Origin of the sequence: Burkholderia sp. HAN2018, assembly GCF_024704855.1 — a bacterium.
Taxonomy (GTDB): Bacteria; Pseudomonadota; Gammaproteobacteria; order Burkholderiales; family Burkholderiaceae; genus Burkholderia; species Burkholderia cepacia.
Genome location: NZ_QOBB01000063.1, coordinates 30,846 through 43,218, shown reverse-complemented (window position 1 = coordinate 43,218; position 12,373 = coordinate 30,846). Strand labels below are relative to the sequence as shown.

Below are 12,373 nucleotides of genomic sequence, written 5' to 3'. Positions count from 1 at the left end.
CGAGGCCGCACCAGATGATTTCCATTTCAGTAGCCGAGCCAGTCGCGCGCAGCCTGGCGGTTCGCCGGGATCGTCGAGCGCTCGATCGACACGGTGTTGTCGGCAGCGACGACTTCGCACGCCACGGTCAGCGTGCCGTCGCCGTTGTCGATCACGCGCTCAGGCAGGTGATGGGTTTCGACCCAGCGGATCAGATCCGCCGTGGACTCGTCGCACATTGCAATCTCCGGTTCGGTAAATGCGTTGCGTTAGGCAACGCTGTACACGAATCGTAGGCGACGCTGTACTTGAGTGTCAAGTGACGCTGTACATAAAGTGCGAAAAAATACCCGCACGCGGCGGGTATCGGTTTGGCGGGTAGGGCGCGCGTTACACGAGCGGGCGCCACTGGCCGGTGACGACGCCGATGATCTCGGTCGTCTTGTCGAGCGGAATGTAGCGCGTCGGCCAGTTCGGGTTTAGCGCGTGCAGCATCGGGCCTTCGCTTTCGTCGAGCAGCAGCTGCTTGAACGTCGCTTTCTCGCGATCGCGCCGCGCGATAACCAGGCTTCGATGGCGGGCATCGAACTCAGGATTCACGCTGATGAAATCGCCATCACGAAACGACAAATCGCCGGCTGGGTTGAACATGCTGTCGCCCACGACGCGCAGCACGAAGCCGTGCCGCCCGCTCGGGAACGGGCATGCGATCCAGTCCTCGGCGTCCCCCGGTTGAAAGTTATCCACTATCTCGCTCCAGTCTCCGGCTTGCACCCACGAAATGAGGGGCAGCTTTCCGACTGGCCATTCTGTAATGTTGCTTTCGGAAATGTCAACAATCTTTGATTGTTGTTTCGTCTTATTAAATACTCGTCCGGCGAGAGCGCCAACGGCAGCGCCAACCGCTGTGCCGAGCGGGGCGCTGAGTGCGCCACCTACGATGGCGGGGCCGCCTGCCATAACTTCGCCGCCGCGCAGACGGGCGCGCGTCGCCGCAGAATGCGCGAACGTCGCCCCTTCATTCATGTTGCCGTTCAACAGGTATTCGACTGTTGTATCGAGGACTTCAGCCAGCCTCACAAGCTTTTCCGAATCCGGCTTGGACCGGCCGTTTTCCCATTCGGAGACGGAGCCGCGCGAGATCCCAAACACGTCTGCAAGCTGCTGCCCCGTCATGAACTTCGCGTTGCGCAGGTCACGGATGCGGGTACCGATGTGTTCGATCTTGGTCGTCACGGCAATCTCCAATCTTTCGGTTGACTGTACAGCGGCACATAACTAACATGTACAGCAATACCTGACATTGAACGGGGGCAACGTGTCACTCATCAAGGACGCAGTAACCGAGGCCGGCGGCGCAACCGCGGTTGCGGCCGCGTTCGGCATCTCGCGAATCTCCATCTACGAGTGGATCGACAAGGGCCGCGTGCCCGAGCCGCGCGTCCTGCGCCTGGCCGAGCTGACGAACTGGAAGATCACGCCGCACCAGATTGCGCCGGCGCTGTACCCCAATCCGCGCGACGGGCTGCCCGTCTAAGTGTCAGGTAAGACCTAACACGGGCCGAACATTAACCGATAAATCAGGCACATACGGGAATACCCGTACTGCCTGTGTGGGTATTCGTCCATGCAAAACGCATCCGAATCTGCAAATTGGGTCGGCATCGCGAGCACCCGCCGACACCCCATCTTCGCGCGGTTCTGCGCAAATTCATATGAACAATGAGACTCTGGTCGCGGCGCTCGCGCCGATCGTTTCGCGCGTCGTCACTTCGCACTGCTGGATAAAGCGCGACGGGCCGCCATCGCACATTCGCCGGCCGCTCACGCCTGACAAACTCGCGCATCACGTGAACGGCGGCCCGGCCTACGGCGCCGCGCAGATCGCGCCAGGTGAGTCGACGACGCGCGTCGCGTGTCTGGATCTGGATTCGCACAAGGGTGAGACGTCGTGGTACGACATGCAGGCTGCGGCGCTGCGCGTGATGGCGCGGCTCGAGGCGTGCGGGCAGCGGCCGATCCCGTTCCGTTCGTCTGGCGGGGCGGGGCTGCACATCTACCTGTTGTGGGACGAGCCGCAGGACGCGTACAGCGTGCGGTGCCTACTGCGCGACGCGCTCGCCGCGTGCGAGCTGCGCGACGGTACGAAGGGCGTGGCCGCCGGCCAGGTCGAGGTGTTCCCGAAACAGAACAGCGTGCCGAGCGACGGCTTCGGCAACATGTTCGTGCTGCCGCTGGCCGGCAAGTCGGTGCCGCTCGACTCATTCGAGCTGGACGACATGCCGAAGGAATACGCGGCCGAAATGGACTGGCCGGCGAGCGCGCCCGTGCCGCACGTTGCGCGCGAGGAAATTGTGATGCCCGGCGCGGTCGACGTGCCTGTCGAGCTCGAAACGCTGAAGTCGGCGCTCGACATGATCCCGAACGCGGGTGATGACGAGCTCGACTACGAGGAATGGCGCAACGTCGTGTTCGCGATCCACCACGCAGCGCGCGGCAGCGACGATGGCCTGGCGCTCGCGCACGAGTTCTCGGCTCGGTCGAGCAAGTACGAGCCGCGATTCCTCGACGAGCGGGTGTGGCCGCACATCGGCAAGACCGGCGTCGACGAACGCGCGCCGATCACGGGCCGCACGGTGCTACACCTGGCACGCGCGCACGGCTGGCAAGAGCCGATCGAAGACGACTTCGAAGTCGCCGCCCGCGTCGAGGCGGTCGCCGTCGGCACGCCGCGCGCTGCCGAGCCGGCGGTCGAGGCCCGCGCACCGCAAGCGCCGGTGTCGACCAGTACAGACGATCAGCCGCCGCGCACCGCGAAAAAGAAGGGCGCCGACGAGCCGCCGAAGGGCTACCGTGCGCGCACGGAGTTCGGCAACGCCGAGCGCATGCTCGATCGCTTCGGTGCAGGCCTGATGTACGTACCCGAGCTCGAAGCCTGGTTCATCTGGACGGGCGTCTACTGGCGCCGCGCCGTGCAGGTCGAGCTCGAGAACATGGCGAAGGAAACGATTCGCGCGCTGCCGGACGAGGCCGAGGAACTGCAGACGGCCGAGGAACGCATCGAGTTCTTCAAGTTCTGCGCGATCTGCCAGAAAGCCGCGATGGTGTCGAACATGATCCGGCTGGCCGCGTCCGATCCGCGCGTCGTCGTGTCCGTCACCGAGCTCGATCGGCATACGCACCTGCTCGGCGTCGCGAACGGGGCCGTCGACCTGCGCACGGGCGCGCTGCTGGCGCCGGACAAGGAACACCGGATCACGGTCGTGACGCCGGTCGAATACGATCCGCGCGCCGCCGGGCCGCTATTCGAGCAGACCGTGCGCGACGTGTTCTTCGACGCCGCCGAGCAGGTCGAGTTCTTCCAGCGCCTGGTGGGTTACGCGCTGCTCGGCGCGCCGCGCGAGGATCTGCTCGTGATCCCGCACGGCGTCGGCTCGAACGGCAAGTCGACGGTGCTCGGCAAGATCCGCGACGCGCTCGGCGCACACGCGAAGTCGGCCAGCGCTGAGACGTTCCTGTCGGCCAGCGGCGGGCAGGGCGCGGCGGCCGGTGCGGCGCGCGAGGATCTGTTGCGCCTGCGAGGCGCGCGCTTCGTCTACGTCGGCGAGCCGGACGAGGGCAGCGAGTTGCGCGAGGGGCTGATCAAGGCGATGACGGGCGGCGACCCGATCCCAGCGCGCGGCCTCTGGTCGAAAACGACGATCGAGGTCGTGCCGACGTGGGTCGCGTTTATGCCGACCAACCACAAGCCGATCGTGAAGGGCGACGACCATGCGATCTGGCGGCGGCTGATGCTCGTGCCGTTCGAGCGGAATTTCGACAAGGACGCGACCATCAAGAAAGACCCGTCGCGCGCCGAGCGCTTGGCGGCAGAGCTGCCCGGCGTGCTCGCATGGTGCGTGCGTGGCGCGCTCGCCTATCAACAGCACGGCCTGCAGCCGACGTCGAGCGTTGCTGCTGCGCGCGATGCGTACAAGGCTGACATGGATCTGCTCGCAGACTGGATCGACGAACGCTGCCACGTGGGCCGCGACGCCGCGTCGACGACCGAGGACTTGTGGCGATCCTGGCGCTCGTTCGCCGAGCAGCGGGGCGAACTGCGATTTATTGCAACTTCGCGCGCATTGGGGCGTCGCCTTGCTGCACGCGGTTTTTCGCAGATTAAGAACGTGCTCGGGATTCGCGGGCGCGGATACGCAGGAATTTGCGTGAATGATGAGATTGATTTCGAAGGTAGTGACCTTGCGTGAGTGAACACGCAAGTTTTTGCGTGTTCAGTCGGGGCAGTCGCGGAAAGTTGGGTCGTTTGGGTCGTTATTTACCCCATTTTCTCCATCTTTTTCTCGCTATATAGAGATAAAAAAGATAGGGAAAAACGGCTGAATAATGACCCAAACGACCCAAACCGGAACGCGCTGAAAATTACTTGTTAAGTTGTACTTATTTACGAGTTTGACTTTACCGAAGCGATGAACAATGCTCCGGTCAACGATGAAGGAAGGGCAAACCATGACGCAAAGCGGAATTGATTGGCGCGAGGTGCTATTCGACCTGCGGCGCCTCGACCTGATGCCGAAAGACGTGGCGCGCGAACTGCGTGGCGTGATCAGCGAGGCCGCCGTGCGCGCGTACACCGAGGAAGTGCGCGAGCCGTCGCACGTGCGCGGGGAGCTGATCCTCGATCTCTGGTGCGAGAAGACGGGCAAGCGTCGCGAGGATGCGCCGCGCCGGCCGCTGTTGCTGCGCTCGAACCCTCTGGCGCGGGTGGTGCGCGCATGAGCAAGCTGACCGCAAAGCAGCAGCTGTTCGTCGACGAGTACCTAGTCGACCTGAACGCGTCGGCGGCCGCGCGGCGCGCCGGATACAGCGAGAAGACTGCGCGTGCGATCGGTATCGAGAACCTGCAGAAACCAGCCATCCGGGCCGCGGTCGATGCGGCAATGAAAAAGCGCAGCGAGCGCACGCGCATGACCGCCGACGAGGTGCTGAAACTGGCCGAGTCGATGCTGCTCGCCGACGTGAACCAGCTGATCTCGTACCAGCATCGGTGCTGCCGCCATTGCTGGGGCATCGGGCACGCGTACCAGTGGAAGAACGAGCGCGAACTCGCGCTGGCGATCAACAGCCACGCACGCGCGATCGCGGCCGCGAAGAAAGCCAAGGTACCGCCGGACGCGTGGCCCGCGCCGCCGGACGAGTCAGGCGGCCTCGGCTTCGATCCGCGTCGCGATCCGCATGCCGGCTGCCCTGAGTGCTTCGGCGAAGGCGTGCAGCACGAGGTGATCGCGGACACGCGCAAGCTGCCGCCCGCCGTGCGCGCGCTGTACACCGGCTTGAAGCGGACAAAGGAAGGCTTCGAGATCAAGACGCAGTCGAAGGACCGCGTGCTCGAACTGATGTTCCGGCATCACGGTCTGCTGAACGACAAGCTCGAACTGACGAAGCCGCGTGTGCGCGTGAAGGATCTGACGGGCCGAAAGAAGAATTGAAATACTCACCGGCGATCTAAACCGAACCCGGATCGCCTTATCTGGCGGGCGCTGCGCGCCGCGCGGCATGCGAAAACGGCGCGCAGCTACCCACGTAGCTACCTTTCTGGCGGGCGCGACGCCCGTTTTCCATGAGCGAAATCGAATTCCACTACAAGCCGCAGGGCGAGACGCTCGAACGCTACATCCTGTCCCGCGCGTCGCGCTCGTTCATCATGGGCCCGCTCGGCAGCGGCAAGACGAACGCGAGCTGCTGGAAGGCGTTCCGGATCATGTGCGAGCAGGAACCGGATGCCGACGGCGTGCGGCGCACGCGCGGCGCGGCCGTGCGGAACACCTATCCCGACCTGCTGTCGACGACTGCGAAGGACTGGCTCGACATGTTCGGCGACCTGGGCCGATGGGTAGGCGGCGGCCTGGAACCGCCGACGCACTACCTGTCGTTCGAGCTCGAGGATGGTACGAGCGTCGAAGCCGAAATGGTCTTCATCGCGCTCGATCGCCCCGAGCACGAGCGCAAGCTGCGCGGCATGCAGCTGACGTTCGCGTGGCTGAACGAGGTGAAGGAGCTTGCGAAGCCGATCCTCGACATGCTAGACCTGCGCGTCGGCCGCTACCCGAAGGACGTGCACCCGACCTGGTACGGCGTGTTTGGCGACACCAACGCGCCGGATTCGGATCACTGGTTCTACGTGCTCGCCGAGGAATCGAAGCCCGAGGGCTACGCGTTCTTCCGGCAGCCGGGCGGCGTCGTGCGCGACGGCGATCGGTGGGTCGTCAACCCGCTCGCCGAGAACATCGACAACCTGCCGCCCGGCTATTACGAGCGCGGCATGCAGGGCAAGAAATTCGACTGGATCAAGGTGAACCTTGGCAACGATTACGGGTTCGTCGTCGACGGGAAGCCGGTGCACCCGGACTACGCGGACTCGCTGCACTGCAAGCCGTTCGAGCTGTCGAAGTCGCTGCCGCTCTGGATCGGCATGGACTTCGGCCTGACGCCGGCCGCAGTGATCGGGCAGCGCAAGCCGATGGGCGGCTGGCGCATCCGATCGGAAGTCGTCGCGACGAGCATGGGCGCGCGCAAGTTCGCGATCGAGCTGAAGCGGCACCTCGCCGAGATCTACCCGGGTTTCGAGGTCGCGGGCATCTACGGCGACCCGGCGGGCGACCAGCGCTCGCAGGCGGACGACGAAGACACTCCGTTCCGGATCCTGCGCGCCGCCGGCTTCGAGGCGCGGCCCGCGCCGACGAACGACACGGCGCTGCGCTACGGCGCGGTTGACGAGGCGCTGACGCGGATCATCGACGGCGAGCCCGGCATCCTCGTGCACCCCGACTGCCGCACGCTGCGCAAGGCGCTGTCTGGCGGCTACTGCTTCCGCCGTATGGCCGTGAGTGGCGAGCGCTACGCGGACAAGGCGGACAAGAACATGTATTCGCACGTGGCCGAGGCGGGGCAATATCTGCTCGTCGGCGCCGGCGAGCACAAGCACTTGGTGCGCGTGAAGCGTACAGCCGGCAAGCGACCGAGCCGAGCGACGACGGACTGAACCGAGTCATATCGAGCCATATCGGACCAACAACGCACGATTCTGCGTGCGTGACCGCCTAGCCTCTTCGGGAATCTCCGGAGAGGCGCATGAAATTCCTCGGGCTCAGCCCTGACATCCCGGCAGCGGCCCCGCTGCCCGACAACACGCAAGCCACGACCGACACGACGGCGGCCGCCGACGACGCTACCGCGAAGCTGCGCAAGCGCCGCGGCACCGCCGCGACGATTCTCGCCGGCGATTCGACGTCGGTCGCATCCTCGTCCGTCAACGCGCCTGCGGCGAGCGCCGCCGGCAAGCAGCTTCTGGGGCAATGACATGGCCGAATTGAAGCTGAAATGCGGTCGTGTAGCGTTGGTCGACGATGCCGATACAGCAGCGGTTAGCGGGTATGCATGGTATGCGGATGCCGCTGGATACGTGCGTTGCTCGATTCCACACCCAGAAAAGCCCGGGCGGCAGACAACGTTGCGGTTGCATCGTCTCGTGCTTGGCATACCCCATGGCGGCCGAGCGGTTGTCGATCACGTGAATGGAAATCCGCTCGACAATCGCCGCGCTAACCTGCGGGCATGCGGCCGTGCAGAGAACGCATGGAATTCTCGGCCCCGGTCGACCAATCGTAGTGGAACCACTGGGGTCTCGTACGACAACAATGCGGGGAAATGGCGCGCGCGCATCGGATTCAGAAACGCACGGCGCAGCCTCGGGTTGTTCGAAACGAAAGCCCTCGCAGTCGAATTTCGCGAACTGGCGGAATCGTTGCTGTACGGTTCGTTCGCTTTCTGCCGGGCTGGCCAATGACGAACGACGACGCGAAGCTGCTGCAGGCGCTCAACGCCGACCACGGCCGCATGAAGGAAAAGCGGCAGTCGTACGAGGCGGTGTGGAACGACGTCATCGACTTCCTGATGCCGCGCCTCGACAAGTTCGGTCAGCTCCCGCGCCCGGACAGCGAGAAGGGCCGCGAGCGCTCGCAGAAGATGTTCGACTCGACCGCGCCGCTGGCGCTGCGCAACTTCGTCGCCGCGATGGATTCCATGATCACGCCGGCCACGCAGGAGTGGCATCGCCTGAAGACGGGCGACGAGGCGCTGAACGAGATCGCGTCCGTGAAGGCGTACCTGCAGGCCGTCGTGCGCATGCTGTTCGCCGTCCGCTACCGCTGGCAGGGCGGCTTTGTCACGCAGATGGGCGCGACGTACCAGAGCATCGGCCTGTTCGGGCCCGGCGCGCTGATGATCGAGCACGACATCGGCAAGGGCATCGTGTATCGCAACGTGCCGATGCAGCGCCTCTGGTTCGCCGAGAACAATGCCGGGCTGATCGACAAGACGCACGTGCAGTGGGAACTGACGCTGCGCCAGGCGGCGCAACGCTTCGGCCGCACGAACCTGTCGCCATCCATGCAGTCGGCGCTCGAGCGCGACCCCGAGAAATCCGCGATCTTCTACCACGCTGTCGAGCCGCGCGCCGACCGCGACCCGCGCAAGCTCGACGGTCGCAACATGCAGTTTGCGTCGTACTGGCTCGACGAGGGGCGCGACCGCATCGTGCAGAACAGCGGCTTTCGCACGTTCCCGTTCGCGATCGGGCGCTTCTACGTCGGCACGGCCGACGTGTACGGCGGCAGTCCCGCGTACGACGCCATGCCGGATATCCGCATGGCGAACGATATGGCGAAGACCAACATCCGCGGCGCGCAGAAGCTCGTCGACCCGCCGCTGCTCGTGAGCGAGGATGGCGTGCTCGAAGGCTTCGACCTGCGTTCCGGCTCCCTGAACTGGGGCGGCCTGGACGACAAGGGCAACGAAATGGTGAAGCCGCTGCTAACGGGCAAGCAGGCGCAGATCGGTATCGAGTTCGCGCAGGACACGCGGCAGACGATCAACCAATGGTTCTACGTGACGCTGTTCCAGATCCTCGTCGACAGCGGCGACATGACCGCGACCGAGGTTTTGCAGCGTGCGCAGGAGAAAGGCGTGCTGCTCGCGCCGACGCTCGGCCGCACGCAGTCGGAACTGCTCGGCCCGATGATCGCGCGCGAGGTCGACATTCTTGCCGAGGCCGGCCAGCTGCCGCCGATGCCGCAGGAACTGATCGATGCCGGCGCGGATGTGGACATCGATTACGACAGCCCGCTCAACAAGGCGATGCGCGCCGGCGCGAGCGCCGCGACGCTGCAGTGGCTGCAGCAGCTCGGCATCGTCTCGCAGTTCGACCCGGCAGCCGCGAAGGTGCCGAACGGTCAGCGTATCGCGCGCCTGCTCGCCGATTCTGGTGGCGTGCCGGTCGAAGCGATGAACACCGACGATGAACTGCAGGCGCAGCAGGTCGCTGAGGCGCAGGCCGCGCAGATGCAGCAGATGCTTGCCGCTGCGCCCGTGGCCGCCGGCGCGATCAAGGATCTCACCGACGCCTCGACGGCGGCGCAGACGGCGAGGGTGTGATGCGCGAACCGATCAGCCGCTTTCTTCGATTTTGGAACCGCCGCGAGCAATACCGGCGGTGTTTCTGCGACGAGCGCGGGAAGTTGACGCCGGCCGGCGAGGCCGTGCTCGCGGATCTCGCGCAGTTCTGTCGCGCCAACCAGTCGACCGTCATCACGTCCCCCGTGCAACGGACGATCGATCCGCTCGCGACGATGATCGCCGAGGGCAGACGCGAGGTGTTCGTGCGCCTGATCCAGACCCTCGGGATGGAAGACGCCGCGCTCAACTCCCTGAAGGACGAGGCCCCCGAATGAATCTCGTATCGATGAAGCTCACGCCCGACGAGGCGAAGGCCGAAGCCAACGAAGGCACGGCAATGGCTGCACCGGAAGACCAGCCTGCATATCCGTGCGGCTTGTCGATCTACCTGGACGACGAAGTGCTCGCCAAGCTCGGCATGACCGCGCTGCCCGACGTCGGCGCGCCGCTGACGCTGATGGCGCGTGTCGAGGTGTGCAGCAAGAGCCAGTACGAGAACCAGAAGGGCACCGACACGAGCCTGTCGCTGCAGATCACCGACATGGCGCTCGCGCCCGAGACGCAATCGCCTGAGCAGCGCGCGGCGAAGTTCTACAGCAACACGACTACCTGACAGGAGCAATCCGTGAACGACAACGAAATCGAGCGGGAAATCATTGCCAAGGGCAAGACCGCGGCCCGCGTAACGCCGGCCGACATCGAGACGACGATCGTCAACGAGTTCTATTTCACAGCCGAAGACGGTGTGGTGGGGGCGCACGCGCGGCCCGGCAGCGCCGTAGTCGTCGCGCATTCGGGCGCGCCGCACGCGCTCGCGCTCCTGACGTTCTGCGTGCTGGTGTTGCGCAACGGCTTCACCGTGACCGGCGAAAGCGCGTGTGCGTCGCCCGAAAACTTTGACGCCGAGATCGGTCGCAAGATCGCGCGCGCGAACGCCGTCGCGAAGATCTGGCCGCTCGAGGGCTATCTGCTGAAGCAACGCCTGCACGAAGCCACGTAATCGCGCGCTCTGCCACAACCAACCGATTTAGGAGGTTCCATGTTTTTCCGCATGTTCCGCAAATTCCGACTGCTCGAAGGCGAAACCACCACGACCGGCGAACCGGCGGGCGGTGCATCCGCAGCAGCAGCAGCAGCAGCAGCAGCAGCAGCAGCAGCAGCCCCTGCAGCGACGGGCGCACCGGCCGGCGAAGGTGGTCAACCTGCAACCGGCGCCGCGCCGGCCGACGGCAACACTGCCGCTGCAGGCACGCACGATTCTGCGCCCACGTGGCTGCAATCTATCGCCGACGCTGACCTGCGCCAGTTCGTCGAGGCCAAGGGCTTCAAGGACGTGGGTGAAGCGGTGAAGGCGATGCGCGAGTTCGAGGCGAAGCATGCGGCGCCGGCAACCGTCGAGGAGTACCAGCTCGGCGATGGCGACTTTGCGAAGACCGCGGCGACGTGGTTTCACGAGGCCGGCATCCCGGCCGAAGCCGCGAAGGCGCTGGCAGCGAAGTGGAACGGATACGTCGGCGAGCAGAACACCGCAGCCGAGGCCGCGCGGCTGGCGAAGGGCGAGGCGGAACTCACGACGCTGAAAGGCGAATGGGGTGCCGACTACGACAAGAACGTCGAGCTCGGACGCCAGGCGATGCGCAAGTTCGGTGTGTCGGCCGAGGTGATCGACAAGCTCGCGGGTGCGACTGGTGACGCGGCGACGATCAAGGTGTTCTCGCAGATCGGCGCGTCGCTCAGCGAAGGAACATTGAATCCGGGTGGCGATGGCGGTGGCAGCGGCGCGGCGCTCACTCAAGAACAACGCGCTGCGAAGTTCTACGCCAACACGAAAACGTAAGGAGCTTTTATGGTCACTCTTGCTACGAACAACCCGACCCTCGCGGACATCGCGAAGGGCCTCGATCCCGACGGCACTGTCGCGCAGACGATCGAGATTCTCGACCAGACGAACGAGATCCTTGCGGACGCAACGTTCGTCGAGGGCAACCTGCCGACGGGCAACCGGACGACGATTCGTTCGGGCCTGCCCGCTCCGACGTGGCGCAAGCTGTACGGCGGCGTTCAGCCGACGAAGGCTACCAAGGTCCAGGTGACGGACAACTGCGGCATGCTCGAAGACTATGCCGAAGTCGACAAGGCCGCCGCCGATCTGAACGACAACGCGATGGCGTTCCGTCTGTCGGAGGATCACGCGCACATCGAGGGCATCAACCAGGAAGCCGCGCAGACGCTGATCTACGGTAATGAAGGCGCCGCGCCGTCCGAGTTCACCGGCCTCGCGCCGCGTTACAACTCGTTGTCCGCGCAGAACGCCGACAACATCGTCGATGCCGGCGGCACGGGCGCCGACAACACGTCGATCTGGCTCGTCGTGTGGGGGCCGAATACGGCGCACATGATCACGCCGAAGGGCTCGAAGACCGGGCTCACCGTGACCGACAAGGGCCAGGTGACGGTCGAGAACGCCGACGGCGCTGGCGGCCGTATGGAAGCGTACCGCACCCACTACAAGTGGGATCTCGGGTTCACGCTGCGTGACTGGCGCTACGTGGCTCGCGTCTGCAACATCGACGTTTCCGACCTCGCGACGTCGGCGAATACGCAGGCGCTGATCCGCTACATGATCATGGCGTCGGAACGTATCCCGCAATTCGGCATGGGCCGCGCTGCGTGGTACGTCAACCGCAACATCCGCGAAAAACTGCGCCTCGGCATCATCGACAAGATCGCAAACAACCTGACGTGGGACACCGTGTCGGGCCAGCGCGTGATGATGTTCGACGGTATCCCGGTGCGCCGTACCGACGCGATCCTCAGCACGGAATCGCGCGTCGTCTAACGCGGCGGGGCGGCACTACGCCGCCCACTTTCACCGAACCCA

Annotated in this window: 15 protein-coding genes; 13 read left to right on the top strand and 2 right to left on the bottom strand. The window is 64.9% G+C overall.

All coding sequences use genetic code 11. The annotated features are described in order from the left end of the window. Positions 1–26 precede the first annotated feature (26 nt). Positions 27–218 (bottom strand): hypothetical protein, encoded by a 192-nt coding sequence (locus tag DPV74_RS18050; protein WP_119337695.1) that lies wholly within the window; start codon positions 216–218, stop codon positions 27–29. Positions 219–369: 151 nt separating this feature from the next. Next, positions 370–1,215 (bottom strand): XRE family transcriptional regulator, encoded by an 846-nt coding sequence (locus tag DPV74_RS18045; protein ID WP_205571921.1) that lies wholly within the window; start codon positions 1,213–1,215, stop codon positions 370–372. Between the two features lie 82 nt (positions 1,216–1,297). Here DPV74_RS18045 and DPV74_RS18040 point away from each other — a divergent pair, with 82 nt between their 5' ends. From DPV74_RS18040 to DPV74_RS17980, 13 genes are all read left to right on the top strand, one after another. Beyond that, on the top strand, positions 1,298–1,516 hold the full coding sequence (locus DPV74_RS18040) for a Cro/CI family transcriptional regulator (RefSeq protein WP_119337711.1): 219 nt from the start codon (positions 1,298–1,300) through the stop codon (positions 1,514–1,516). After that, positions 1,470–4,229 carry a phage/plasmid primase, P4 family gene (locus tag DPV74_RS18035; RefSeq protein WP_240439995.1) on the top strand — a complete coding sequence of 920 codons (2,760 nt, stop codon included), beginning with the start codon at positions 1,470–1,472 and terminating at the stop codon, positions 4,227–4,229. The genes DPV74_RS18040 and DPV74_RS18035 overlap by 47 nt, the downstream gene beginning before the upstream one ends. Positions 4,230–4,488: 259 nt before the next feature. Beyond that, positions 4,489–4,758 (top strand): hypothetical protein, encoded by a 270-nt coding sequence (locus DPV74_RS18030; protein WP_107313991.1) that lies wholly within the window; start codon positions 4,489–4,491, stop codon positions 4,756–4,758. Then, the gene (locus tag DPV74_RS18025; RefSeq protein WP_119337693.1) at positions 4,755–5,468 is read left to right on the top strand and encodes a terminase small subunit; all 714 of its coding nucleotides are present in this window, start codon (positions 4,755–4,757) and stop codon (positions 5,466–5,468) included. The genes DPV74_RS18030 and DPV74_RS18025 overlap by 4 nt, the downstream gene beginning before the upstream one ends. Before the next feature lie 131 nt (positions 5,469–5,599). Further along, positions 5,600–7,021 (top strand): TerL, encoded by a 1,422-nt coding sequence (locus DPV74_RS18020; RefSeq protein ID WP_119337692.1) that lies wholly within the window; start codon positions 5,600–5,602, stop codon positions 7,019–7,021. Between the two features lie 89 nt (positions 7,022–7,110). Further along, on the top strand, positions 7,111–7,338 hold the full coding sequence (locus tag DPV74_RS18015) for a hypothetical protein (protein ID WP_119337691.1): 228 nt from the start codon (positions 7,111–7,113) through the stop codon (positions 7,336–7,338). Between the two features lies 1 nt (position 7,339). After that, the gene (locus DPV74_RS18010; RefSeq protein WP_119337690.1) at positions 7,340–7,825 is read left to right on the top strand and encodes an HNH endonuclease; all 486 of its coding nucleotides are present in this window, start codon (positions 7,340–7,342) and stop codon (positions 7,823–7,825) included. After that, on the top strand, positions 7,822–9,471 hold the full coding sequence (locus DPV74_RS18005; RefSeq protein ID WP_119337689.1) for a portal protein: 1,650 nt from the start codon (positions 7,822–7,824) through the stop codon (positions 9,469–9,471). The genes DPV74_RS18010 and DPV74_RS18005 overlap by 4 nt, the downstream gene beginning before the upstream one ends. Further along, the gene (locus tag DPV74_RS18000; protein WP_119337688.1) at positions 9,471–9,767 is read left to right on the top strand and encodes a hypothetical protein; all 297 of its coding nucleotides are present in this window, start codon (positions 9,471–9,473) and stop codon (positions 9,765–9,767) included. The genes DPV74_RS18005 and DPV74_RS18000 overlap by 1 nt, the downstream gene beginning before the upstream one ends. Then, complete coding sequence (gp10, locus tag DPV74_RS17995; RefSeq protein WP_119337687.1) at positions 9,764–10,105, top strand: capsid staple protein; 342 nt, start codon at positions 9,764–9,766, stop codon at positions 10,103–10,105. Before DPV74_RS18000 ends, gp10 begins: the two co-directional genes overlap by 4 nt. A gap of 12 nt (positions 10,106–10,117) precedes the next feature. Further along, positions 10,118–10,492 carry a Gp49 family protein gene (locus DPV74_RS17990; protein ID WP_119337686.1) on the top strand — a complete coding sequence of 125 codons (375 nt, stop codon included), beginning with the start codon at positions 10,118–10,120 and terminating at the stop codon, positions 10,490–10,492. Positions 10,493–10,531: 39 nt separating this feature from the next. After that, the gene (locus tag DPV74_RS17985; RefSeq protein WP_162923076.1) at positions 10,532–11,329 is read left to right on the top strand and encodes a hypothetical protein; all 798 of its coding nucleotides are present in this window, start codon (positions 10,532–10,534) and stop codon (positions 11,327–11,329) included. Positions 11,330–11,338: 9 nt separating this feature from the next. Beyond that, positions 11,339–12,331: a major capsid protein gene (locus DPV74_RS17980; protein ID WP_119337685.1), complete on the top strand. Its 993-nt coding sequence runs from the start codon at positions 11,339–11,341 to the stop codon at positions 12,329–12,331. The last annotated feature ends 42 nt before the right edge of the window (positions 12,332–12,373 follow it).